Raw genomic sequence first — 22,906 nt, 5'->3', positions numbered from 1 at the left:
GGGCGCGGAAACCTGGGCTAAGCGAACGGGCATGCACATGCTCCGCACCGCCCTCGTGACGTTGGTCGCCGTTCCCCTCGTGGCCCTCGCCGCGGAGAAGACGCCCGCGCCCGCCAAGGCCGCCGCCGCGTCGAGCGACTGCCATCACCCCGCCGAGGCCAAGGCGCCCGAGGCCACCCAGGCCGCGAACACCGGCTGGACGCTCACCCGGGGCGAGGCCCTGAAGGGCGAGCCGACGGTGAAGCTGTCGGAGCTGCTCGCGAAGCCCCAGGCCCACGACGGGAAGGTCGTGCGCGTGGAGGGCCAGGTGCGCAAGGCCTGCGAGAAGAAGGGCTGCTGGATGGAGCTGGCGCAGGACGCCAAGAGCCCCGGCGTGCGCGTGACGTTCAAGGACTACGGCTTCTTCGTCCCGCTGGACTCCGCGGGTTCTCAGGCGCGCGTGGAGGGCGTGGTGAAGGTCGCGGAGCTGAGCGACGCCCACGCGAAGCACTACGAGGCGGAGGGCGCCATCGTCCCGCGCGGCACCGACGGCAAGCCGCGCGAAGTCCAGCTCGTGGCCTCCGGCGTCGAGCTGCGCCGCTAGCCGCGATGGGAGGCCGCAGCTTCAGCATGCGCGGAGTGCAGGGCGCGGCCGACCGCGCCGTGCAGCACGCCCGCGCGTGGCTCCTGGAGACGGAGCCCGGCTCGCGCGTGCACGACGTGCAGTTGGATCCCCGCTTCCAGCACCGTGGCGTGGATCTGCTCTGGGAGCTGCCCTCCGGAGAGGTGCGCGGCATCGAGGTGAAGGGAGACCGTCAGGCCACCCGCCGCCGCTACTTCTTCGAGCTGGTCTCCAACCTGGAGAAGGACACCCCGGGCTGCTTCCTCTACAGCGGCGCGGACCTGATGCTGTACGTGTTCCTCACGCAGGGCGAGCTGCACGCGCTGCCGCTGCCCCGGGTGCGGGAGTGGTTCCTCCCCCGCGCCCGCGAGTACGCCCTCAAGCACGCCTTCACCCAGACCGGCGCCATCCGCTACACCACGGTGGGCGCCGTGGTGCCGGTGCGGGACGTGGCGGAAGGAGTGCCCGGCGTGACGACCGTGAAGCTCAAGCGCCCGAGCGCCGAGCGGCCCGCGACGCCGGACGCGGAAGGTCCGAAGGCCTCCGAAGCCAGGCCCCCCGAAGCGCCCGAGGCCCCGGGGTCCCAGGGCCCCCAGCGCACGGGGACGTGAGCCCGCGCGCCTAGCGACGGCGCTGGGGCTGCGCGTGCTGGTGACGGTGCGCCCGGTGGCCCGGGTGCATCTTGTCGTGCAGCGCCTCCAGCCGCTCCTGCGTGCCCATCAGCTCCAGGAGCGCGGACCGGTCGTTCTGCTGCTTGAAGACGTGCTCCAGGCGGGGCACCAGGTCGAGCGCCAGGTGGATGTCGCTGGCCTTCTCCGCCTCCGCCAGCAGGCCGCGGCCCTCGACGGACGCGTCAATCCACGCCTGCAGGTGGATGAGGCCGTCCACCGCCAGCAGCCGCGAGATGGGCGCGCGCGCCGTGTCGTGGATGAGGTTCTTCAGGTCCTGGATGGCCGGCTCGCGCTCGCCCTTCGCGGCGCGGACCACCGCCTGGGAGATGCCGCGGCGGTCGGGCAGCAGGAACTCCTCCACGTCGGCGAACGCCGCCGCGTCGTCCAGGTGGCCCTGGGCGGCCAGCGACTCCGCCAGGCTGTCGAACAGCTCGGCGTCCTTCTCGGAGAAGGGCGCCAGCGCCTCCTGGAGGAACGGCGCGGGCAGCACGCCCTTGTCATCCACCGTCAGCTTCGAGCGCAGGGACTTCACGTGCTCGAAGGCGGAGGCCGCCGGGGCCTCCTTGGCGCCGTTGAGCTTGTGGACCAGCACCTGCATCAGCGTCGCCAGCCCCTGGGTGAAGTCCTGGGGGGACACGCGGTCCGGCATCCACCGGCGCCACAGCTCCACGGCCGCGGCCACGACGTAGTCCTTGAAGGGGCCGGTGCCCTTCCACTTGCCCGCCCACTGCTGGGCGATGCCGAGCGGGTAGGCCGACTCCGCCAGCTTGCGGTAGTCCTCCTCGCTCACGGGGACACCGTAGTGCCCCAGCGTGCCCAGCAGGGCCTCCGTCGAGTAGTCCTTGAGGCCCGTCTTCTGCCACGACTTTTCCACGCGCTGCGTGCTCACCAGATGCGCTCCGAGGCCATGCGAGTGCCGGCCATCGGCCCCGCTGGCCGTCTTCTAGCGGAAAGCGGGGCCCGGCGAATACGGCCTTCGCGGGCCCCGTCAGGCGGCGGACGGCTGGAGAGGGGGGCGGCCCGGGACGATGGGCCACACCGTGGGCTGGCGCCGTCCGTCCTCCACCCGGCGGGCCATGTACGGCTCGCACCCTCGCTCCTGGAAGGCCCGCTTCCACGCGGCGAAGCTCCCTCCAGCACGCCAGGCGTCCATCGCCGCGAGCCCCGCCTCCGGACCGCACTGCGCCAGCATGTACTCCACCCAGGCCCAGCGCGCGGACGTGGGCCGGACCTCCGCCCTCCCGCGCAACCCCTTGCGCAGCCGCTCCAGCTTGTTCTCCACCTCGCGCAGGCCCGCGAAGGGCGCTCCGTCCAGCGGCGTGTTGCGCTTGGCCACGAAGGGCGCGACCCCCAGGGCCACCGGGAGGATCCGCGACAGCTCCGTGGTGAAGCGGATCAGCTCGTCGATGTCCGCGTCCTCCTCGTGCGGCAGGCCCACCACGTTGTAGACCTTGAGCTGCTTCATGCCCGCCGTGCGGGCGAACTGGGCCGCGCGGACGATCTGCTCCTCGGAGTGCTTGCGGTCCACCAGGTCGCGCATCTTCTGGGATGCGCCGTCCGCGGCCACCGTGAGGTTGGTCGCCCCACCCCGCCGGAGCTGATCCACCAGCTCCTGCGTGAGCCGGTCCGCGCGCAGGGACGACACCCCCACCTCGCGCCCCGAGTCCACCAGGGTGCGCAGCAACTCCACGATGCGCGGATGATCCGTCACCGCCGCCCCCACCAACCCCACGCGCTTGGCGTGCTCGGGGATGAGCGACAGGATGCGCTCCGGGGGCACGGTGCGCATGCCACCGTTCGTCGTGCGGCGCATGACGCAGTAGTGGCAGCCGCGCGAACATCCCCGCTCCGGCTCGATGAGGAACATCGAGCGCAGCTCCGTGTGCGGCGTGATGATCTGCGTGCGCGCCGGCAGCCGGGCATCCGTCGCCTTCGCGACATGGTAGCGCGCCCCACCGCCCCGTCCGGGCACCCGGAAGCCAGGGATCCGCGACAGGTGATCCAACAGGGCCTCGCGCTCCATGGAGGCCGCGGCCTCCAGCAGCACGTGGATCAGATCCTCCGCCTCCCCTTGGACCAGCACGTCCACGAAGGGCTCCAGCGGATCCGGGTTGGAGAACGTCAGCGGGCCCCCCGCCACCACCAGCGGATGTCTGGCATCTCGCTCGGAAGCAAGAACCGGCAAACCAGACAACTCCAACATTGTAAACAGCCCTGTGAGCTCCAACTCATACGCGACAGAGAATGCCAGCATTTCAAAGGCAGACACCGAAGCCTGGGATTCCCAGGTAAACAATGGCGTCCTTGTTCTCTTGTATGTCTCGACATCATCGGGAAGAAACACACGCTCGGCGGTCGCCCCTGGGTGTGAATGGACCTCCCGGTAGATGGCCTGGTAGCCGAGCGAGCTCATGCCCACGTGGTAGGGGCTCGGGTAGCAGAGCGCGACCCGGTAGGGCGCCTCCTTGCGGAGCGTCCCGACTTCGTCCGCCAGAAGCGAGCAGACGTGCTCGATGAGTTCGTAACGGCCCTCCATGGTCCTCCCGACTGTGGAATCCAGACTCCAACAACACCGCGGCCCCGGACCGCCACTCCCACGTGGGGGAGAGGCTGCCGGGGCCGCAATGGACCTTCAGGGTCGCTCAGGGACGACTACTTGAACGACGGGATGGCCTTCGTCGGAACGCAACGGCCTTCCACGTAGCTCGGGTCGGACGGATCGCCGAAGTAGCCGAGGTTGAAGCGCGCCGGGACCTGCTGGCACTCCACGGCGAAGTCCGGATTGATGCCGGAGCCCGCGCCGCAGTTGGAGAACCCTTCCGCCGGATCCGTCTGGTCGGCGGTCGGATCGCAAGGGGTCGCCGGCCACACCGCACGCATCACGTACTTCGAGGTGCAGTTGTTCTTCGTGTACGTGACCTCGCCCGTCATCTGGGTGCCAGGCGAGCTGGGCGACGAGTACACCTTCACGTTCGCGAGCGTGTACGACAGCGATGACGTCACACCGGCCTGGGTCGGGTTGACGGTCGCGCTGTTGAAGTTGCTCGCCGAGCAGAAGTCGTTCGCGTCGGTGGTCGTCGTCAGCTCGCCCGTAACCTGGAGGCTGTCGAACGCGTTGTTCGCGTCCGATGCACCCAGGCGGGCGAAGAACTGAGGCCGGATGACGAGCTTGGCGGTGCCAGTCGTCGGATCCGCGAACTTCCAGACCCCCAGGTTGTCACCCACCTCAAGCGTGTCCGTGCAGGGGTTGCCAGCGCCATCCACCGGCGTTCCCACCGCATCATACTTCGCCCACCAGTTCGCGAAGCTCGCGTCCTGGACGATGCACCCGGCGTTCGGCTGCTCGAAGTCGCAAGCGGTCAGGCTGCCCGCGGCTCCCAACATCACCAGCGTTGAAAGAATGCTCTTGCGCATGTTGCTGATCTTCCTCACGTGGTCGGGTGGTTAGAAGGTGTACCGGACACCGAAGCGGACCTGCCGCGGCGACTGGTAACGATCGGGGTTCTTGAAGTTCTTGTTCACGTCGTCGGCCGACAGGACACCCGAGCCGTCCGCGAGCGGAACGCTACCGGCCCCGTTACCCGAGGTAGGCAGGTCGGCTGCGGTGCCACCCGTCTTGGTCTGAGCGTTGTAGACCGGGAGGACCTCGGCGAACGTGTAGGACTGGTCGACGCGGTCCGCGCCCTGGAAGTTGAAGAGGTTGAACACGTCCAGGGTGAAGGACACCACGCTGTCCTTGCTCACGCGGTAGTTGACGCCCACGTTGGAATCGACGCTGTTGATCCACGGGGTGCGACCGCCGCTACCGCGGGGCAGGATGAACGTCTCATCCTGACCGTAGCCCGGGTAGGCGCCGAGGTAGTTGATCGGCGTACCGGAGTTGCCGCGGTAGGACAGACCGATGCTCGCCGACAGCGCGTTGGAGATGTTGAACTCCTTGGCACCGAACACCTTGATGGCGTGCGTACGGTCGAAGGGCAGCAGACCCGTGCGGTTGTTGAGGAGGGCGACCAGGTCGAAGTCCGCGAGAATGTTCGGGTCGAGCTGGTTGTTCTCCGGGCGGAACAGACCGGGGTAGTTGCCGTACAGACGGGACCACGTGTAGCTCGCCTGCGCCAGCCAGCCGTCCGAGAACGTACGGTTCAGGTAGACGGTGACCGCGTCGTAGTCACGCTGCGGGGTCGGGAACTCCTTGGCGAAGCCGCTGCCGGGGTTGCCGAGGAAGTAGGTGTTGCCGTCATCGCGGCTCATGTCCTCGATGACCTTGTTCATGTCGCGGTGCGTGTAGCTCGCGCCCAAGCGGGTGTTCGCCAGGAGCTCGTATTCGCCGCCGACCACGAGTTCGTCGGAGGACTGCGGCTGGATGTCCGGATCGACCGGCTCGTTCTGCACCAGACCGCCGCTGTAGAGGCGGTTGGAGTTCAGCGTGGACTCCGCACGGGGCACGATGAAATTCGTGTCCGCGCAGCCGCCGCGCTGGCCTTCCAGCGTCGAAGGATCGCAACCGGTGCTGCCCGAGCCCGGCTCCGACAGGTAGCGACGCGCGCTGAAGCGGCGCTCACCCGGGAAGGCGCGGTCCATCATGTTGAGCGGAACCTGCTCGTAGTAGCGGGCGAAGTTCACGAACAGCTTCGCGCGGCCGTTGGCGAACGGATCCACCACGGCGCCCACGCGAGGCGACCACTGGTTGCCGAGCTTCAGGGCCAGGTTGCCGTCGCCGCCGTACATGGACTGCACGTCGTAGCGAACACCCAGGTTCAGGGTGACGCGGTTGGCGATGGACCAGCTGTCCTGGAGGAAACCACCGATGGTGGTGCCGCTCGTGGAGGACTGCTGCAGGGTCTCGAACACCGGGGTGTCCGGAGCCGTCTGGTACCCGTAGCGGCGGCTGTCAGACCAGATGTGGCGGCGCTCGCCCTGGAAGGTCTGGTCGCTGGCGCTGCCGGCCTCCAGCAGGAACACGCTCCCGGAGTAGGCCTTCTTCTGATCGAAGGTCAGGAACTCCGTGTCCACGCCCGCCTTGAAGACGTGCGTGCCCAGCGCGTTCAGCAGGTACGTGGCCTTCGCGTTGATCTGGTAGCGGTCCAGCGTGGCCTCGGACATGAAGCCGGGGCCGCCGACCAGGTAGTTCGTCGCCGGGCAGCGCAGGGCCTGCTCCGCGGCGCTCGTGCCGCAGAACTCGGCCGAGTTCGGCACGTCCTCGAACGACAGCACCGAGCGCGAGCGGGTGTACTGAGCCATCGCGTAGCCCGCGATGCCCGACGTCGAGCCGATAGCGGTGCCATCCGCCGGGGTGGTACCCGCCGTCTGGTGGAACCAACCCAGGTTGGCGTCGACCAGGATCTTCTTCTCCATGAACGCGCCCGCGTACTTGAGGGCGAGCGCCGTGGTGTTCGCGCGCTGCTCGGTCTGGCCGATGTCCTCAGGACGCCGAGTCTGGGCCGCCGGCAGACCGCCCGAACGGGGGTCGATCCGCAGCTTGCCCAGACCACCCGACACGGTCGGGGTGCCGTTCAGGGCGAACGACACGTTGTGATCCTGGTTGATGAGGTAGGTCAACTTACCCATGAACTGGATCGTGCGAGAGTCCGCGAAGTAGGTCCGCTGCGATCCCGGGATCTCCTGGACCTTGCTGAAGCCGTTCGCGTCCGTCGCGATCTCGTTGTCGGCACCGGGAGCGTCATTGAACGGCGCGGTCAGCTCGAAGGAGTTGAGCGAACGGGTGTGCTTGTAGCGCTGGAACGACGGCGCGAAGCCGGCGAAGAACCAGAGCTTGTCCTTCAGGATGGGGCCGCCGAGGGTGGCGCCGAAGTCGCCCAGGTTGCTCAGGGCGTTCAGGCCGGTGACCGTGGTGCCGTCCTCGATGATCAGCTTCCGGTTGCCTTCCAGGGTGCCCGGCGTCCAGTTGGCGAACACGGAACCGTGGAACTCGTTGGAACCCGAACGGGTCACCGCGTTGATCACACCGCCCGTGGAGCGACCGAACTCCGGCATGTAACCGCCGGTGATGATGTTCACGTCCTGCACGAACTCGATGCTCAGCGGGCTGGCGTTCACGCCGAAGGCCGGATCGTTCGTGGACAGACCGTCCACCACGTAGCCGTTCTCAGGCGAGGTCGTCCCGTTGATGGACACGCCGTACTGGTCGTTCTGGGCGCCCGGGGCGAGCTCGGCCAGGGACTCGAACGAGCGCGTGCCGCCCGCCTTACCGCCAGGACGGGCCACCGCGATGCGCTTGATGAACTCCTGATCGACGTTGACGCCCTGGCTCGTGGAGCCGACGTCGATCGTCGGCGGCGTGCCAATGACGTCCACCGTCTGCGTGAAGGAGTCCGGCAGGAGCTCCACGTTCACGCGGATGGTGCGGTTGAGGAGCAACTGGATTTCGGGACGGGCGTAAGGCTTGAACGTCTCCTTCTCGAACCGCAGCGTATACGTGCCCGGCGGCAGCTGGGGAATACGGTAGTTACCCTGAGCGTCGGTAACCACGGTCTGCTCGCCCTGCAGGTTGGGCGAGGTGGCCGTCACAACGACATCGGCTGCCGGCTTCTTATCCTCAGTGTTGAGGACAGTGCCGATGATGACGCTGGACTGCGCGAAAGCCGCGGATCCGTACAACAGACCCGCAGCAAGGACGACTCCGGTTTCCCGAAGTACTTGTTTCACTTGCATACCAAACCCCTCCAAGGTGGGCTGCAACCGAAAATGACTTGGGAAAATATCCGAGGTCAAGCAGTTGTCAATAGACCGTTGCTTTTTGGTGACCAGTGGGGCATTGGCCGATCACATCGGTCGGCGGTGCCAGACACGGTTGCTTGAACCCGGAACCCTTTTCTGTATGGTGCCGGCCTTCGATCGGGCAGGGCGGGGACGGGCAGTCCACTGGTGAAGAGGAGTTAAGTGCATGTTCGATTCAGTCCTTGACCGCGGGCAAGGACCCAGGTCGCGCTTCGGCGTTGGTGCTGGCATTTCCACGCTGCTCCACGTCGGCCTGCTGGGTCTTGTGGCCTATCTCTCCACGCGCCCACCTCCCGTGGAGGAGAAGGAGGTCGAGGTCACGCTGAAGGCGACCATGGCGCCGCCGCCGCCCCCGCCGCCTCCTCCCCCTCCGGCGTCGAAGCCGAAGACGGAGAAGAAGGTCACGCCCAAGAAGCCGAAGGACGTGATCGTGCAGCCGAAGGAGATCCCCCAGCAGAAGCCCCAGGAGACCGAGACCGCGCCCGAGCCCGAGCATGAAGAGGCGAGCGAGGCGGAGGTCGAGGGTGGCGTCGAGGGAGGCGTGGCGGGTGGTGTCGTTGGAGGCGTGGTCGGCGGTGTGATCGGCGGCGTGGTGGGCGGCCAGCTGGGCGGAACGGGCACGGACGTGCTCGCGTTCGGTCAGGGCATGACGCGTCCGGAGAAGGTCGCGGGTCCAGAGGTGTCCTATACGCGTGAGGCCATCGAGGCCCGCGTGCAGGGTTTGATGATCGTGAAGTGCGTCATCACGACCGAGGGAAAGGTCGAGCGCTGCCGCGTCATCAAGCCGCTCCCTCACATGGAGCAGGCCGTGATGGACGTACTGGCCGCCTCACGCTACAAGCCGGTCACGTTCCAAGGCAGGCCGGTCGAAGTCCAGTACACCTTCAACTTCAACCTGAAGCTGCCGCGCTGATCCAGCCAGGCAGCACCCGCTTGAGCAGTCCGCTGAACATCACCTCGCGCTCGTGAGGAGGAGCGCTCCACAGCCATGCAATTCACCCTGCTTGATATCTGGCAACACACGGGCCTCTTCGCCCGCATGATCATCTTCACCCTCGCCATCATGTCGGTGGCGTCGCTGGTCGTCATGGCGGAGCGGATCATCGTCTTCCGCAAGACCCGCTCGGACAGCCGCAACTTCGCCGCCAAGATGGGCGCGATCCTCGCGAAGGGCGACCTGACCACCGCCGCGAGCACCAACCTGGGCAAGGACGTGGGCCACCTGGGCCGCGTGATCAACTCGGGCCTGACGGCGTACCGCATCAGCCCCGGGAACAAGGACCTGGCCGTTGAGTCCGTCGCCCGCGCGTTGGAGCGCCAGGCGCAGCGCGAGGTGCAGAGCCTCAAGCGCGGACTGGGCCTGCTGGCCACCGTGGGTTCCACGGCGCCGTTCGTCGGTCTGCTCGGCACCACGATGGGTATCGTGAACGCCTTCCAGCTGATGGCGGCCGCGGGCTCCGGCGGTCTGGCGACCATCTCCGCGGGTATCTCCGAGGCGCTCATCACGACCGCGTTCGGCCTCCTGGTGGCGATCCCCGCCGTGATGGCCTACAACTTCCTGCAGGGCTGGGTGGATGCCCGTTCCGTGGACATCTCCGAGTCCTCCAACGAGTTCCTGGACGTGGTGGCGCGGCACGTGGGCGGCGGTTCGTCGCACGCGGCTTAGTCGAAGCCTCCCATCCCTGGGACATCTCCACCCATGAGGGCGGCCCGGCTGTGAAGCCGCGCTGCCCCAGGGTGGACGTCCCATCCAGGAAACAGGTGCACGCATGGGAATGTCAGCAGGCCCCAAAGGGGGCATCAAGAGCGAGATCAACGTCACGCCCCTGGTGGACGTGGTGTTGGTGCTCCTCATCATCTTCATGGTCGTGACGCCCATGCTCCAGCGCGGCAAGTCCGTGGAGCTGCCCAAGGCCACGGAGATCGAGAAGGAAGGCAAGGAAGCAGACCCCCTGATCCTCTCCATCACCCCGGACAAGAAGATGTTCGTGGAGAACGATGAGGTCGACGAGAAGGGGCTCCAGGAGAAGATCGCCGCGGAGCTGGTGAAGGATCCAGGCAAGAAGATCCTGCTGAAGGGCGACAACGCCCTGAACGTGGGCGACGTGCGCAAGGTGCTGGACACGGCCCGCAAGGCGAAGGCGAAGCAGATCGCCCTGGGTGTCGAGGAGAAGAAGTAATGTCCCGAGGACACAAGCAGCGTCAGTGGGTCAAGCCCGCGTCCGCACCGAACTCGGAGATCAACGTCACGCCCCTGGTGGACGTGGTGCTGGTGCTCCTCATCATCTTCATGGTGGTGACGCCCCTCCTGGAGAAGGACATCCTCGTCCGGGTCCCGGAGACAGAGGTGGAGGAGAACCAGCCTCCGCCGGAGCCTGATGATCAGCAGATCGTCGTGCAGGTGGACAAGAGCGGTGCCTACTCCATCAACACGGAGCAGATCCCCGCGTCGGACTACGTCGCGCGCCTCAAGCGGATGCTGAACGCCAAGAAGCCGGACGAGAAGGTCGTCTTCTTCATGGCGGACGATGCGGCGAACTACGGCAAGCTCGTGGTGGCGCTCGACGGAGCGCGCGCCGCGGGTGCGAAGATCCTGGGCATGGCCACCGAGCTTCCCCAGAACGCCGTCATCCAGGGCACGCAGACGACGCCTGAGGGCGCGCCCGCGCCGACGCCCTGATCCGTTCCTCCCATCAGGGCTGACGCGGCGAAAGCCCGTCACCGAATCATTCGAGGCCCGCTGGCGTTCCGACGCCAGCGGGCTTCTGCTTTTGGGGCTCCTGGGTCCCCGCGCGGGACTCGGCGTCTGATCCGGCGGATGGCCAGCCCAGTGGCGGCTCGCAAGGCCAGCGGCCCGGTACGGGGATTGCTCTCCCGTTCTCCGGAGCAGGTGGGGAGGGGGTAACGATGCTGGCGCGGGTTCGGTCGGGGGCGTTGATGGGCATCGACGCGGTGGTGGTGGAGTGCGAGGTCGACATGGCCCTCGGCCTGCCCTACTTCAACGTCGTGGGGCTGCCAGAGGGCGCGGCACGGGAGTCGAAGGTCCGGGTTGTCTCCGCGCTGAAGAACGCGGGCTTCGACCTTCCGCAGAAGCGGATCACGGTGAACCTGGCGCCCGCTGATCTCCGCAAGGAAGGAGCCGCCTTCGAACTGCCCATCGCCCTGGGGGTCCTGGCCGCGGCGCGCCTGATGGAGGAGGAGCCGCTGGGCGAGTACCTCTTTGGTGGAGAGCTGTCGCTGGATGGATCCATCAAGGCCATCAAGGGAGTGCTCCCTCTGGCCGTGGCGGCCCGGAGTGGTGGCTTCAAGGGGGTGATGGTGCCCTCCGCCAACGCGGCGGAGGCCGCGCTGGTGGAGGGACTCCAGGTGTTGCCGGTCACCCATCTGAGAGAGGCCGTGGGCCACCTCACCGGCAGTGCCCCTCTGGCGCCGCTGACACGCACGGGAGCGTCCCCGAGGGGCCCTCGCAAGGCAGGCGCGGACATGGCTGACGTACGCGGGCAGCCGGAGCTGAAGCTGGCGCTGGAGCTCGCGGCGGCAGGTGGGCACAACGTCCTGATGGCCGGCCCTCCTGGTTCAGGCAAGACGATGCTGGCTCGACGGCTGCCGGGCATCCTGCCGGAGATGACCTTCGACGAGGCCTTGGAGGTCACGAAGGTCTACTCCATCCAAGGCCTCTTGGGAGACGAACAGGCGCTGATGCGCGAGCGCCCGTTCCGCGCGCCCCATCACACGCTGTCCGACGCGGGGCTCGTGGGTGGGGGACCCGCCGCGCGTCCGGGCGAGCTGTCCCTCGCCCACCACGGCGTGCTGTTTCTCGACGAACTCCCCGAGTTCCGGAAGAACGTCTTGGAGGTGCTGCGCCAGCCCCTGGAGGAGGGCGCCATCCATCTGGCGCGAGCGAACCAACACATCACCTATCCCTGCCGGGTCATGCTGGTCGCTGCGATGAACCCCTGCCCGTGTGGCTACTTCAACGTCCCCGGGCGGACATGCACCTGCGCGGAGCACCGCGTCTTCGACTACCACGCGCGCGTCAGTGGGCCGCTCCTGGACCGCATCGACATCACCGTGCAGACACGGCCCGTGGAGTACCACCAGCTCGCGGCGAAGACCCAGGAGCCGCCGAGCCAGTACTACCGGCAACGTGTGGAGGCCGCGCGAGCGCGGCAACGTGCTCGCTTCCACGACGCTCCCGGGGTGCACTGCAACGCCCAGATGCCTTCGCATCTGCTGCGCCGCTACTGCGCCCTGTCACCGCGCGCGGAGCAGATGCTGGAGCTCGCGGTTCGCCACCACGGCCTCTCCGCCCGGGCACATGACCGCATCCTCAAGCTGGCGCTGACGCGCGCGGACCTGGAAGGGCACGGACGCATCGAGGATGTGGACATGCAGCTCGCGGTCGACTGCCGGATGCTGGACCGCCGGGGGTGGCTGCACGCCAACACCCACGGGACGGCGAACACTTCACGCCTCCCCTCCCCTTCCTGGCGTCAGGGCGTCGAGGGCTTCGGGGGACGAGAGTCCCCGTTCGAGAAGGACTGACGTCCCACCCATGGGTAACGCCCCCGCGACGCGGGCATCCAAGCGGGGCGCGGGACCGGTGATGATGCGCGCCGAGCTGCCGAACGTCAGGTAGGCGTAGGCCCAGTTGAGCAGCACGGCCAGCTTGCTGCGAAAGCCAATGAGGAAGGTGAGGTGGATGAAGAGCCAGGCCAGCCAGGCGACGAATCCGGATTGCTGGACGCGGCGGAAGGCCACGCCCACGGCACGGCCTCTTCCGATGACCGCATAGGTGCCTCGATCCCAGTAGCGGAAGGGCTGCATCGGCTGGCCCTCGAGCTGGCGGCGGAGGTTGAGGACGGCGTGCTTGCCCTCTTGCATCGCCGCGGGCGCCACTCCTGGAACCGCGCTCCCATCGTCCAGCTTCACGAGCGCCAGGTCCCCCACGACGAAGATGTCGGGATGCCCCGGCACGGTCAGCTCGGGCGTCACCGGGACGCGCCCCGCCCTGTCCAGCGTCACGCCCAGCGAACGGGCCACGGGAGAAGCCTCCACACCCGCGGCCCAAAGCACCGTGCGGGCCGCCAGATGCTCGGGGCCCATGTCCACGCCTCTCGCGTCGATGTTCGTCACCCGGGTGCCAGTGCGGATCTCGACCCCAAGCTTCTGCAGTGACCGGCGGGCCTCGCCCGAGAGGCTCTCCGGATAGGTGGGGAGCACTCGATCCATTCCCTCGATGAGGATGACGCGCGCGTCCCTCGGGTCGATGTTCTGGAAGTCGCCTGACAATGACTTGCGGCTGATCTCCGCCAGCGCGCCCGCCAGCTCCACTCCCGTGGGGCCCGCGCCAATGATGGCGAAGGTGAGCAGCGCGCGGCGGCGCTCGGGATCAGGTTCGCGCTCGGCCTGCTCGAAGGCGAGCAGCACGCGGCGGCGGATCTCCAGGGCGTCCTCGACCGTCTTCAGCCCCATCGAGTGCCGCGACCAGGCATCGTTGCCGAAGTACGAGTGCGTCGCACCGGTGGCGACGATGAGGAAGTCATACGTCAGCTCACCATCTGACAGGAGGACGTGCTTGCGCGCGGTGTCCACGCCAGTCACCTCCGCGAGCAGCACCTGGACCTGATCGCGTCCGAGCATCGCCCGCAGCGGCGCGGCGATGTCGCTTGGGCTGAGCGTCGCCGTGGCCACCTGGTACAGCAGGGGCTGGAAGAGGTGGTGGTTGTGACGATCCACCATCGTGACGCGGACCCCTGCCTTTCGCAGGTAGCGGGCCGCGTAGAGGCCGCCGAAGCCGCCTCCCAGGATGACCACATGGGGAAGGTTCTCACGGGTCGTTTTCACGTGAGGACACATCACGCCGAGGTGCTCAGGATTCAATGCAAAGCCTTCCATCCCACCAAGGTGGGCTGTCACGTGCCCCCGTGTCTGCTTATGCGGATACGTCCTCACCTCAAGCTTTCTCAACGTGCGGGAGACAGCCACGCCGCTCCGCCATTTCGGACGGACCGGGCGAACCTGGACGCCCTTGCAGGGTCCGCGCGCTGGAAACCGCGCGGCATGTCCGTTGCTGTGTCCATACGCCAGAGGCATCCAGCCCGCAGGGCGGCGAGGGAGTCAGGCGAGATGAGCAAGCTGACGGAGAAGTTGAAGGCAGTGGCGGCGGCGGTGGCGTCCATCGAGAAGCAGTTCGGCCGGGGCGCGGTGATGACGCTCGGCGCGGATGCACCGGAGCAGAAGGTGGCGGTCATCCCCACCGGCTCGGTGGGTTTGGACCGGGCGCTGGGCGTGGGCGGCTATCCACGAGGCCGCGTGGTGGAGCTGTTCGGCAATGAGTCCTCCGGCAAGACGACGCTCACCTTGCATGCCATCGCCCAGGTGCAGGCCGTGGGGGGCGTGGCGGCCTTCATCGATGCGGAGCACGCACTGGACCTGTCCTATGCGCGCAAGCTGGGGGTGCGCACGGATGAACTGCTCGTGGCGCAGCCGGACACCGGGGAGCAGGCGCTCGAAATCACCGAGCAGCTCGTGCGCTCGGGCGCGGTGGATCTCATCGTGGTGGACTCGGTGGCCGCGCTGGTGCCTCGCGCGGAAATCGAAGGGGAGATGGGGGACGCGCACATGGGCGTCCAGGCGCGCCTGATGAGCCAGGCCCTGCGCAAGCTCACGGGCGCGGTAAGCCGCTCCGGTACCTGCATCATCTTCATCAATCAGATCCGCATGAAGATTGGCGTGATGTTCGGCAACCCGGAGACGACGACGGGTGGCAACGCGCTGAAGTTCTACGCATCGGTGCGGATGGAGATCCGCCGCACGGGCAACCTGAAGGAGGGCGAGGCGGTGGTGGGCTCGCGTGCCCGTGTGAAAGTGGTGAAGAACAAGCTGGCGCCTCCGTTCCAGGAAGCGGAGTTCGACGTGCTCTATGGCACGGGCATCCACCGCGCCGCCGAGGTGCTGGACCTGGCCGTGAGCGCGGGCGTGGTGGAGAAGTCCGGCAGCCACTTCAGCCTGCGGGGAGAGCGCATCGGACAGGGCCGCGAGCGGGCCTGCGAATGGCTGCGGGCACACCCGGACGTCCTGGAGACCCTCGCACGAGAGCAGGTGGGCGCCACGGCGCCTCCGATGCCCCCCGCCTCCGTCGAGGCGGCCTAGGACACAGCCCGTAGCGCATCCAGCGAGAGGGGGACCTCCCATTGGTGTCGACCCGCGTGAAGCACCAGCTGTCCCTTGGGGCCTTCTTCCAGCAGCTCGCCGAACTGGTACTGCGCGTCGCGGGAGAAGCGCGCCTTCGCCCTGCCCTGCTTCACGCGGCAGGTGAGGACACCGTCGGGCGTGAGCTGGAGCGACCCCAGGTCCAGCGCCTCCGCCGTGCGGTCGCTCAAGCGCAAGGACACACGCTCGTCCGGCGTGACGTCCACGGTGCGCACCTCGTAGGCCGCGTCCTCCACCTGGACGTAGCACCAGTCCGAAGCGATGCGGAGCTGGTAGCGCCCGTCCTCGTCCAGGACCAGCGAGGCGTTGAAGAGTTCGATGATCTTCGGGTGCTCGATGGGCTCGTCGTCGTGCCACCAGCGCAACGCGGCATCGAGGCGGATGCCGCTGTCCTCACGCGTATGCCAACGCTTGCCTGGAGGGGGCTGACCGGTAGGAGGTTGCATGTCGCCCTTGATGTGCGGGGGAGGTCCGGAGAATTCAAGCCACCAGAACCTGGAGGACTACCAATTCCGCACGAACTCCGTGTAGCCACGGAAGGCCACGGCCCCCCAGAAGTTCACCAGCACGCCAAGCGCCAGCACGGCCACCACCGCGCGGTTGCGCAGCGACCATCCACCAATGGCGAAGAGCAGCAACAGATAGGGCGTGTAGTCCAGGCTGAATCGGAAGCCGAACTGCATGTAACCGGTGTTCTGGTAGAAGAGCCCCGGCAGCGCGCACACCGCCACGGTCAGCCACAAGGGCCAGTGCAGACGGGGCCGCGTCCTGGGCATCAGCAGGAACACCAGCAGGGGCAGCGTGAGCAGCAGCGTCAGCCCATGCGGGTCGTACGACAACCGCGGCGGAGACAGCGACACCTGGGGCAGCTTGAGGAACGCGGCCTGAAGGTTGCGCGACAGGTACTCGAGGTTGAAGAGCCCGAAGCGGTCGATGTCCGCGTTCACACGGTTGTTGTAGAGATACGAGTGACCGAACTCGCCCAGCTTGCCAAAGCGGTAGACGTTGTAGGCCGCCGCGAGCGACGCCAGGGGCGCGGCCCCCACGCCGAAGAGCCCGAGCTTGCGGAGCGCGGGCTTCCACGTGGTGGGAAGCGCCTTGAGCTGAGCCAGCCGGTCCGGCCCCGGGCAGAGCGCTTCCAGGACGAAGAAGAGGCCCGCGAACACCAGCGGCGTGCGGGTGAGCACCGCCATGGAGAAGAAGAGCCCCGCGAGCAAGGGGCGCCGTGCCTTCACGGCGTTGCGCACGTACAGGCACGTGAGCGCCACCCCCATCACCTGTGCGCTGAACCAGACCTCCCCCCGGATGGAGCAGTAGAAGAACAGCGTGCCGAAGGCGAGCACGAGCGACAGCGCTACGTTGTCGCCGCGGTTGCGCTCCGTCTCCCCTTCCTGGGCGAGAAAGCGCAGCAGCGAATAGAACAGCGCCACCGCGAGCGCCCCCACGAAGACGCCGAAGGACGTGTCGTTGAACTGGTAGCCGTGCAGCGCGACGAAGGGGAGCATCACCACGGCGGGGAAGGACGGGAAGCTGACGAACCAGGTGTCGTCGCGGAGCGGGCGGCCCTCGCAGCGCACCTTGTGCCCATCCAGCACCCGCACACAGGCCCAGTCCTCCAGGTTGGGCAACACCTGGGGATCCACGTCGAGCCGTCCATCCAGCCAGGATTGCGCCTGGTAGATGAAGTGCGGCGCGGCGCTCTGCCGGAGGAAGCGCTGAGAGCTGAAGCTGGACAGCACCGCGAACGCCACGAGGAACAGCACCACCTCCACCCGGTAGGCCGACAACCACAGGCGCACCGCGCTCAGCACCGGATGCGCTCTGGCTGGCGCCGGGGGCGAGGGAACACCCGTGGTCTCCGCCACCGCCATGGGGCTGGAGTGCGGTGGGGGAGAATCGGGCATGGCCTGGACGGGCTCACCCGCCATGACGGGGGCGGGGGGAGCTTCCGGGGTGGACGGACGGGGATGCTTTGATTTGGAGCGACTCATGGAGACACGGGGGCGGCGAGCAGGTGCAACCTCAACATTTCCAGCACATGGGACGCGGCGAACAGGCGCACACGGTCCCGGTCACCCGCGATCGAAATCCGCTCACAGCGGGGCTCCATGTCCGGGCCCGCCAACGCGCAGTACACGGTTCCCACGGGATCCTCGGGGGTGCCTCCGCCGGGACCGGCGTAGCCCGTCACCGACAGGCCAAACGTGGCGCCGCAGGCAGTGCGGACTCCTTCGGCCATCGCGAGGGCCGTCCGCGGGGACACCGCGCTGTGCCTCGCGAGGATCTCCGGCGCGACCCCTACCCAGGCGGACTTCATCTTCTCCGAGTAGACGACCGCACCGCCGAGGAACACCTGGCTGGCGCCCGGGATGGCGGTGAGGTCCTGCGCGATGAGGCCCCCCGTGCAGCTCTCCGCCACCGCGAGGGTGTGACCGGCGCGCGCCAGCAGGTCCAGCAGGACCGGGACGTATTCGTTGCCATCCGCGCCGTACACATGCGTGCCCAGCACCTGCCGGCATGCTGCCTCCGCGGCGGCGAGCACGGCATCTGCTTCCGCCTGCGTGGGCGCTTCGGCCATCAGCTTCAAGTGGTTCTCCGGCGCGTGCGTGCGGAAGCCGAACACCACCCGCGGATGGTGGGGAGCCAGGGGCATCACCTGTTCGTTCAGCACCGATTCCGGCAGGCGCACCGTGCGCAGCAGGCGGAAGGCGCGGAACGTGCGGTTCGGTTCGGAGGCGAGCCAGTCCCGCACGCGCGGCAGCACCTCGCCGTCCACCAGGGCGCGGTATTCGCGTGGGACCCCTGGAAGGAAGAACAGGTGGGCACGGCCGAGCCGCTGGATGACCAGCGGCGCGGAGCCCTGGGGGTTGCGCACCGGCTGGGAGCCCGCGGGGATGCGTGCCATGCGCAGGGCCCCCGGGTTCATGGGCATGCCCCGTGCGGCGTAGCGCTCCCTCAGCCAGCCGAGCACCGTCGCGTCCTCTTCCATGGACACGCCCGCGGCCGCCGCGGCGCACTCCAGGGTGAAGTCGTCCGCCGTCGGCCCCAGCCCCCCCGAGACGATGACGACGTCCGCGCGCGCCGAGGCCTCCAACAGCGCGCCCCTGATGTCCGGGCGCACGTCACCCACCACCGTGACCCGTTCGACCTTCACACCCAGGTCGAAGAGGCGGGCCTCCAGGTACGTGCTGTTGGTGTCCGTGATGAGGCCGGTGACGAGTTCATCACCGGTGCACAGCAGCTCGACGCGCATGGGGCGGACATCCTAGCGGTCCCGGGCCGGGAGGGCACGGTCCGCGTCCTGCCTCCCACGCCTGGTTGCTCAGAGGTACGCGGGGCCGTCGTCGGGGGCGTTGGCTTCGGAGTCCTCGTCGTCGTCCTCGTCGAGCCCCGAGGCCACGGCCACCGCCGCGACAGCGCCCGCGCCCACCTTGCGCGACGCCAACCGGCTGCGCACCGAGACCGCCGACTCCACCAACCCCATCAGCAGGTACGCGAAGAAGTACGTCACCAGGACCCAGGCCGGGTGGAACTGCTGGGCGATGAAGGCCCCCGCGAGCGCCATGACCATGAAGACGAGCGCCGTCTTGCGGCTCGGGCGCGCGTCCTTGAAGGTGCGGTAGCGCACCGTGGACACCATCAACAGCGAGAGGGCGCCGACCGCCACCGCCACCGGCACACGAGCGCCATCCCCCAGCGCCTCACCGTCGGAGGCCACGTGATGGGAGATGATGAGGGAGACCAACACGCCCGCGGCCAGCGGAATGGGCAGCCCCACGAAGAAGCCACCACCACCGCCGTGCGGGTTGCGCATGGCGAGCACGTTGAAGCGCGCCAGCCGCATGGCGCCACACGCCATGAACGCGAAGGAGATGAACAGGCCCCAGAAGCCCATGGGCGCCAACGCCCACTTGTAGACGAGGAGCGCCGGCGCTGCGCCGAAGGACATGACGTCCGCCAGGCTGTCGAGTTGCATGCCGAAGTCGCTCTGCGTCTTCGTCAGCCGGGCCACCCGCCCGTCGAACCCGTCGAAGAACATGGCGAAGAGGATGGCCAGGGCCGCCTGGTACAGCTGCACCGGCTCCGCCTCACCCGAGCACAGGGTGATGGCGTAAAAGCCACAGAAGATGGAGGTGACGGTGAAGAGGTTCGGGAGCACGAACATCAGTTTCCGCAGCTTCATCGTTCCCTCGACTTCCCCAGGTGGTCGGCTGCCCATGTGGCAGAAACGGCGAGGGAACGGACCTTAGCAGGGTTTTATTCGCGCCGGAGTCAGTCCCGGGTCGCAGGGGAGGAGAAATGCCGTACGGGCAATGGGCCCTCTGGGGATTGGCCTTGGCGGCCGTCCTGCTGCTGGTCAACGTCGGGTGGGTGCTGCTGGTGCGGCGCTGGTACCGCCTCAAGGGGCCCCAGCCCGAGATGCTGCGCGCGCGTTGCGCGGATGGGTGGGAGCTGGCCGTGCACGTCCGACGGGCCCCGGTGCGCCGCTTCGCGGAGCCCGTCCTGCTGTGCCACGGGCTGGCGGCCAACCGCTTCACCTTCGACTTCGAGCCCCCCTACTCCGTGGCCCACGCGCTCACCGAAGCCGGCTTCGACTGCTTCAGCGTGGAGTGGCGTGGCACCGGGCACTCGCGGCGCCCGCCCCGGGGACGGCGGCCCACGGACTTCACCGTCGATGACCACATCACCCACGACGGCCCAGCACTGCTGGAGCTGGCGCTGAAGGAGACTGATGCGAAGCAGGCCTTCTGGCTCGGCCATTCGCTGGGGGGACTGGTGGGCTACGGCGTGGCCCAAGGCCCCGAAGGCGGCAGGCTGGCGGGCCTGCTGGAGCTGGGGGCGCCGGTGTACTTCAAGTCGGAGCCGCTCCTGCGGACGCTCATCTCGCTCGGGGTGAGGGCCGCGTGGCCCGGGAGCATCCGCCAGTCGTGGGTGAGCGCCAGCATGGCCCCCTTCCTGGGCTACCTCGCCCTGCCCCTATCGGACATCGTGGTGAATCCCCGCCACATCCCGCCGCGCGTCCTGCGGCAGCTCTCCGTCAACATGATGGCGGCGATGAGCCGCAAGGTGCTGCTGCAGTTCCAGGATTGGATCTCCCACGACACGTTCCGCTCGTACGACCGCAAGACCGATTGGCGCGCGGGCATCGCGAAGCTCCAACAGCCCGTGCTGGTGATGGGCGGCAGCGCGGACCGGCTGGCCACCGCGGCCAACGTAGAGGCGCAATACGCGCTGCTGACGTCCCCGGACCGAACCCTGCACGTGTTCGGGCGGGACCGCGGGGACAAGATGGACTACGGGCACGGCGACCTCATCTTCGGCACCGGCGCGCCAATAGAGGTCTACCCCGTCATCCGCGAATGGCTGGAGCGACGCGCCACCCCCCTGCCGCCCACGCCTGCCTCCTCCCCCACCCAGGGATGATTCGCGCCTCCCGTGTTCAGGGGCTCCGGGCTGGCGGCTCGAGCTGGACACAGGGGGAGGACACGCCTCGCGTGTTGCTTGCCTCGACGTGGCGGAGCTGGACGCGCGTCCGGCCCTCGCAGTCCGCGGAGATCAGCTCCCCCTGGACCTCCCTCGCGGTGAGGTCCTGGACTCGCAACTGGCCCCCCTCGATGGCCAGCAGGACGGCGCTGGCGGTGCCGCGCACCTCGATGTTCCGGGATTCCAGGGTGGCCTGCGTGTCCACCGCCAGCGCCGCGAGCCCGCACGTGGAGAGCCGGGCATTCCGGAGCGTCACTCGCGCCCGCTGCGTCGCCAGCACGCAGGAGCCCTTCGCGCCATGCACCGTCACGGTGTCGACGTCCGCCTCCACCTGGCGCAGGTGGAGCCCATCTCCCGCGACGCCGTCCGCCGTGCTCACGCCCGTGAGGACGCCGTCCCGCAGGCGCACGCGGCCCTGCACCGCCACGACGCCGTACTCCCGCGAGCCCTCCAGCCGGAAGCGCCGGACCTCCAGGTCCGAGTTCGTGAGCTGCAGGGCCCCGTAGTCGCCCGCGTCCCTCACGACCACGTCCTCCAACAGGCCGCGTGTCGCCGTGAGTCCCAGGCCCGCGCGCGTGGCATGCTCCGAGGTGAACCCCCGCACCGACAGCCGGGACTGGTTCGTCGCCACGCCGTACTCGTACCCTCGCACCCGCACGTCCACGAGCTTCAACGTGCCCGCCATCGTGGAGAACGCCGTGCCCGTCCCTCCCGAGGCCCAGGCCCGTTCGACCTCCGCAACACCCCCCTCCTGGCTCAGCGCCACCCGGGGCCCCTGGAAGCACACTCCCGCCAGGTGGACCGTGGCCCCGCCCCGGCCCCGCACCGCTCGCTCGAAGGCGCCCGCGAACGTGCTGTCCCGCAGGAGCAGCGAGGGCGCGGAGGTCTCCCCTTCCCGGGCTTCCACGAGCACCCCGACCGCGACCGTCGGCGCGGACGCGCCGGTGGAGGGATGTGCCCCCTCCTCCGCCGTCAGCGTCCCATGCCCTCCGGGCTCCGGCGCTTCGCGAGGACGGACCTGGCGAACCGCGAGCACGGGCTCGGTGGGAGGCTCGCGGGCGGCCCCGATGGACTCGGGACACGAGGCCTCCGGCCGAACCGGCCCGGCGCCTCGCGCCTCGAAGCGCAGTCCTCTTCCGTCGAGGCTCCCGGCTCCAAGCCGGATCGCCCCCAGGGCCTGATTCCGGAAGATGACGCCCTCGATTCGTAGCGCGCCGCCCTCACCGGCCAGCCCCCAGCCGCCCCCTTCCACCGTCAGGGCTTCCAGGCCAACCTCCCCTCGGGCCCCCACCACGGCGGCGCCGGGGTCGCTGGCTCTCAGGACCGTCGAGGAGCCCTGGCCCACCAGCCTCGTCCCCGACAGCAGGCGAAAGGGGCCCTCGTAGCGCCCGGACGCCAGGTGGACGAGCAGCGGGCCGGGACGGGCCAGGGCCTCGGACAGGGAGCGCAGGGGGCGCTCCCGGGTTCCGTCGCCCCCCGCCGACGCCCCGTCCACCCAGAGTTCGCCCCTGGCAGGCCGCCCCAGCGACGGCCGTGAGCAGGCGCACAGCAGGACCAGCAGCCATGGCAGCAGTCGGGAGGGCACGCAGGCAGGCACTCTAGCCCCTTGATGGCGCCCCGCCGGAACTGGATCAGCCCTGGCGGCCAAGTGATCGATTTTTCAAAGACTTTCATCCGCAATCGATCACTTGTGGATCATTTCCCCCATCTGAAAAAGAAGGGGTGTGAGGATGTATCAAAAGATGCGATCCTCCCTCTCTCTACAGGGTGTATTTCCAGAGGCCAGTTTTCATCCGGAGGCCGATTTTCCGGCCCGGGAGCGGGTGGCGCATTGACAGTCGAAACCTCGATTTGTTACCTCCGCCATCCGCTCGTTCAACGCCAGACAACGCAAGAGGGAGGGGTGTCATGACCAAGGCAGAGCTCGTGGAAGTGGTGGCTGCGCAGTCGAAGCTCACGAAGAAGTCCGCCGCCCAGATCCTCGACATCGTCTTCAACAACATCGGCAAGGCGGTGAAGAAGGACACGCGCTTCAGCTACCCCGGGTTCGGCACGTGGTCGCTGCGCTCGCGCAAGGCGCGGAAGATTCGCAACCCGCAGACCAACGAGATGATGAAGCTCAAGGCGTCGAAGACGGTCGGTTTCCGTCCCGCCAAGGAGCTGAAGAACTCGCTGTAGGCAGCAGAGAAGGGCCTCT

At 68.2% G+C, this 22,906-nt stretch carries 20 protein-coding genes; 10 read left to right on the top strand and 10 right to left on the bottom strand.

Going from position 1 to position 22,906, the window contains the following annotated elements; translation table 11 throughout:
* Positions 1-31: 31 nt before the first annotated feature.
* The gene (locus tag FOF48_RS02025) at positions 32-583 is read left to right on the top strand and encodes a DUF4920 domain-containing protein (RefSeq protein ID WP_186001729.1); all 552 of its coding nucleotides are present in this window, start codon (positions 32-34) and stop codon (positions 581-583) included.
* A gap of 26 nt (positions 584-609) precedes the next feature.
* Positions 610-1,212, top strand: coding sequence for a hypothetical protein (locus FOF48_RS02020; protein ID WP_235685293.1), 603 nt, complete (start codon positions 610-612; stop codon positions 1,210-1,212).
* Positions 1,213-1,222: 10 nt separating this feature from the next.
* Here FOF48_RS02020 and FOF48_RS02015 read toward each other — a convergent pair whose 3' ends face one another.
* From FOF48_RS02015 to FOF48_RS02000, 4 genes are all read right to left on the bottom strand, one after another.
* Positions 1,223-2,161, bottom strand: coding sequence for a hypothetical protein (locus FOF48_RS02015; RefSeq protein WP_143898174.1), 939 nt, complete (start codon positions 2,159-2,161; stop codon positions 1,223-1,225).
* A gap of 99 nt (positions 2,162-2,260) precedes the next feature.
* A complete protein-coding gene (locus FOF48_RS02010) occupies positions 2,261-3,808 on the bottom strand; it encodes a radical SAM protein (RefSeq protein ID WP_143898172.1) in 1,548 nt (515 codons plus the stop codon).
* Positions 3,809-3,924: 116 nt separating this feature from the next.
* Positions 3,925-4,686 carry a hypothetical protein gene (locus FOF48_RS02005; protein WP_143898170.1) on the bottom strand — a complete coding sequence of 254 codons (762 nt, stop codon included), beginning with the start codon at positions 4,684-4,686 and terminating at the stop codon, positions 3,925-3,927.
* A 30-nt stretch (positions 4,687-4,716) separates the two neighbouring features.
* A complete protein-coding gene (locus FOF48_RS02000; protein WP_143898168.1) occupies positions 4,717-7,944 on the bottom strand; it encodes a TonB-dependent receptor in 3,228 nt (1,075 codons plus the stop codon).
* A 232-nt stretch (positions 7,945-8,176) separates the two neighbouring features.
* Between FOF48_RS02000 and FOF48_RS01995 the strand changes: the two genes are divergently transcribed.
* From FOF48_RS01995 to FOF48_RS01975, 5 genes are all read left to right on the top strand, one after another.
* Positions 8,177-8,923, top strand: a complete 747-nt coding sequence (locus FOF48_RS01995; RefSeq protein WP_143898166.1) for an energy transducer TonB — start codon at positions 8,177-8,179, stop codon at positions 8,921-8,923.
* A gap of 75 nt (positions 8,924-8,998) precedes the next feature.
* On the top strand, positions 8,999-9,676 hold the full coding sequence (locus FOF48_RS01990) for a MotA/TolQ/ExbB proton channel family protein (protein ID WP_143898164.1): 678 nt from the start codon (positions 8,999-9,001) through the stop codon (positions 9,674-9,676).
* A 103-nt stretch (positions 9,677-9,779) separates the two neighbouring features.
* A complete protein-coding gene (locus FOF48_RS01985) occupies positions 9,780-10,190 on the top strand; it encodes a biopolymer transporter ExbD (RefSeq protein WP_120523783.1) in 411 nt (136 codons plus the stop codon).
* Positions 10,190-10,690: a biopolymer transporter ExbD gene (locus FOF48_RS01980; protein WP_143898162.1), complete on the top strand. Its 501-nt coding sequence runs from the start codon at positions 10,190-10,192 to the stop codon at positions 10,688-10,690. The genes FOF48_RS01985 and FOF48_RS01980 overlap by 1 nt, the downstream gene beginning before the upstream one ends.
* A 227-nt stretch (positions 10,691-10,917) precedes the next feature.
* Positions 10,918-12,555: a YifB family Mg chelatase-like AAA ATPase gene (locus FOF48_RS01975; protein ID WP_235685292.1), complete on the top strand. Its 1,638-nt coding sequence runs from the start codon at positions 10,918-10,920 to the stop codon at positions 12,553-12,555.
* Here FOF48_RS01975 and FOF48_RS01970 read toward each other — a convergent pair.
* On the bottom strand, positions 12,478-13,857 hold the full coding sequence (locus FOF48_RS01970; protein ID WP_255441814.1) for an NAD(P)/FAD-dependent oxidoreductase: 1,380 nt from the start codon (positions 13,855-13,857) through the stop codon (positions 12,478-12,480). The genes FOF48_RS01975 and FOF48_RS01970 overlap by 78 nt on opposite strands.
* Positions 13,858-14,139: 282 nt before the next feature.
* Between FOF48_RS01970 and recA the strand changes: the two genes are divergently transcribed.
* Positions 14,140-15,165 (top strand): recombinase RecA, encoded by a 1,026-nt coding sequence (gene recA / locus FOF48_RS01965; protein WP_143898160.1) that lies wholly within the window; start codon positions 14,140-14,142, stop codon positions 15,163-15,165.
* Here the strand turns inward: recA and FOF48_RS01960 are convergent.
* The 4 genes from FOF48_RS01960 to pssA all read right to left on the bottom strand — a co-directional run bounded on the left by FOF48_RS01960 (position 15,162) and on the right by pssA (position 19,408).
* Complete coding sequence (locus tag FOF48_RS01960) at positions 15,162-15,671, bottom strand: DUF1285 domain-containing protein (RefSeq protein WP_186001728.1); 510 nt, start codon at positions 15,669-15,671, stop codon at positions 15,162-15,164. The two genes, recA and FOF48_RS01960, sit on opposite strands and share 4 nt — an antisense overlap.
* 57 nt (positions 15,672-15,728) lie before the next feature.
* The gene (locus FOF48_RS01955) at positions 15,729-17,216 is read right to left on the bottom strand and encodes a hypothetical protein (RefSeq protein ID WP_143898157.1); all 1,488 of its coding nucleotides are present in this window, start codon (positions 17,214-17,216) and stop codon (positions 15,729-15,731) included.
* Positions 17,213-18,478, bottom strand: coding sequence for a CinA family nicotinamide mononucleotide deamidase-related protein (locus FOF48_RS01950; RefSeq protein ID WP_143898155.1), 1,266 nt, complete (start codon positions 18,476-18,478; stop codon positions 17,213-17,215). The genes FOF48_RS01955 and FOF48_RS01950 overlap by 4 nt, the downstream gene beginning before the upstream one ends.
* A 69-nt stretch (positions 18,479-18,547) precedes the next feature.
* Positions 18,548-19,408 carry a CDP-diacylglycerol--serine O-phosphatidyltransferase gene (gene pssA / locus FOF48_RS01945; RefSeq protein ID WP_143898153.1) on the bottom strand — a complete coding sequence of 287 codons (861 nt, stop codon included), beginning with the start codon at positions 19,406-19,408 and terminating at the stop codon, positions 18,548-18,550.
* A 116-nt stretch (positions 19,409-19,524) separates the two neighbouring features.
* Between pssA and FOF48_RS01940 the strand changes: the two genes are divergently transcribed.
* Complete coding sequence (locus FOF48_RS01940) at positions 19,525-20,649, top strand: alpha/beta fold hydrolase (protein WP_143898151.1); 1,125 nt, start codon at positions 19,525-19,527, stop codon at positions 20,647-20,649.
* Positions 20,650-20,665: 16 nt separating this feature from the next.
* On the opposite strand, the gene FOF48_RS01935 is transcribed toward FOF48_RS01940, so the two are convergent.
* Entirely contained in the window at positions 20,666-22,294 is a 1,629-nt protein-coding gene (locus FOF48_RS01935) for a hypothetical protein (protein ID WP_143898150.1), read from the bottom strand.
* A gap of 323 nt (positions 22,295-22,617) precedes the next feature.
* Here FOF48_RS01935 and FOF48_RS01930 point away from each other — a divergent pair, with 323 nt between their 5' ends.
* Positions 22,618-22,887 carry an HU family DNA-binding protein gene (locus tag FOF48_RS01930; RefSeq protein ID WP_143898148.1) on the top strand — a complete coding sequence of 90 codons (270 nt, stop codon included), beginning with the start codon at positions 22,618-22,620 and terminating at the stop codon, positions 22,885-22,887.
* The last annotated feature ends 19 nt before the right edge of the window (positions 22,888-22,906 follow it).

The organism is Corallococcus sp. Z5C101001, from assembly GCF_007352635.1.
Taxonomy (GTDB): domain Bacteria; phylum Myxococcota; class Myxococcia; order Myxococcales; family Myxococcaceae; genus Corallococcus; species Corallococcus silvisoli.
Note: the sequence above shows the minus strand (reverse complement) of the source record. Positions and strands in the feature narration are given on the sequence as shown.

What these genes read in the sequence shown, in the direction of transcription:
- FOF48_RS02025 (WP_186001729.1), top strand. Translation starts at nt 32, where the DNA reads ATGCACATGCTCCGCACCGCCCTCGTGACGTTGGTCGCCGTTCCCCTC.
- FOF48_RS02020 (WP_235685293.1), top strand. Translation starts at nt 610, where the DNA reads ATGCGCGGAGTGCAGGGCGCGGCCGACCGCGCCGTGCAGCACGCCCGC.
- FOF48_RS02010 (WP_143898172.1), bottom strand. Translation starts at nt 3,808, where the DNA reads ATGGAGGGCCGTTACGAACTCATCGAGCACGTCTGCTCGCTTCTGGCG.
- FOF48_RS02005 (WP_143898170.1), bottom strand. Translation starts at nt 4,686, where the DNA reads ATGCGCAAGAGCATTCTTTCAACGCTGGTGATGTTGGGAGCCGCGGGC.
- FOF48_RS02000 (WP_143898168.1), bottom strand. Translation starts at nt 7,944, where the DNA reads ATGCAAGTGAAACAAGTACTTCGGGAAACCGGAGTCGTCCTTGCTGCG.
- FOF48_RS01995 (WP_143898166.1), top strand. Translation starts at nt 8,177, where the DNA reads ATGTTCGATTCAGTCCTTGACCGCGGGCAAGGACCCAGGTCGCGCTTC.
- FOF48_RS01990 (WP_143898164.1), top strand. Translation starts at nt 8,999, where the DNA reads ATGCAATTCACCCTGCTTGATATCTGGCAACACACGGGCCTCTTCGCC.
- FOF48_RS01985 (WP_120523783.1), top strand. Translation starts at nt 9,780, where the DNA reads ATGGGAATGTCAGCAGGCCCCAAAGGGGGCATCAAGAGCGAGATCAAC.
- FOF48_RS01980 (WP_143898162.1), top strand. Translation starts at nt 10,190, where the DNA reads ATGTCCCGAGGACACAAGCAGCGTCAGTGGGTCAAGCCCGCGTCCGCA.
- FOF48_RS01975 (WP_235685292.1), top strand. Translation starts at nt 10,918, where the DNA reads ATGCTGGCGCGGGTTCGGTCGGGGGCGTTGATGGGCATCGACGCGGTG.
- recA (WP_143898160.1), top strand. Translation starts at nt 14,140, where the DNA reads ATGAGCAAGCTGACGGAGAAGTTGAAGGCAGTGGCGGCGGCGGTGGCG.
- FOF48_RS01960 (WP_186001728.1), bottom strand. Translation starts at nt 15,671, where the DNA reads ATGCAACCTCCTACCGGTCAGCCCCCTCCAGGCAAGCGTTGGCATACG.
- FOF48_RS01955 (WP_143898157.1), bottom strand. Translation starts at nt 17,216, where the DNA reads ATGAGTCGCTCCAAATCAAAGCATCCCCGTCCGTCCACCCCGGAAGCT.
- FOF48_RS01950 (WP_143898155.1), bottom strand. Translation starts at nt 18,478, where the DNA reads ATGCGCGTCGAGCTGCTGTGCACCGGTGATGAACTCGTCACCGGCCTC.
- pssA (WP_143898153.1), bottom strand. Translation starts at nt 19,408, where the DNA reads ATGAAGCTGCGGAAACTGATGTTCGTGCTCCCGAACCTCTTCACCGTC.
- FOF48_RS01940 (WP_143898151.1), top strand. Translation starts at nt 19,525, where the DNA reads ATGCCGTACGGGCAATGGGCCCTCTGGGGATTGGCCTTGGCGGCCGTC.
- FOF48_RS01930 (WP_143898148.1), top strand. Translation starts at nt 22,618, where the DNA reads ATGACCAAGGCAGAGCTCGTGGAAGTGGTGGCTGCGCAGTCGAAGCTC.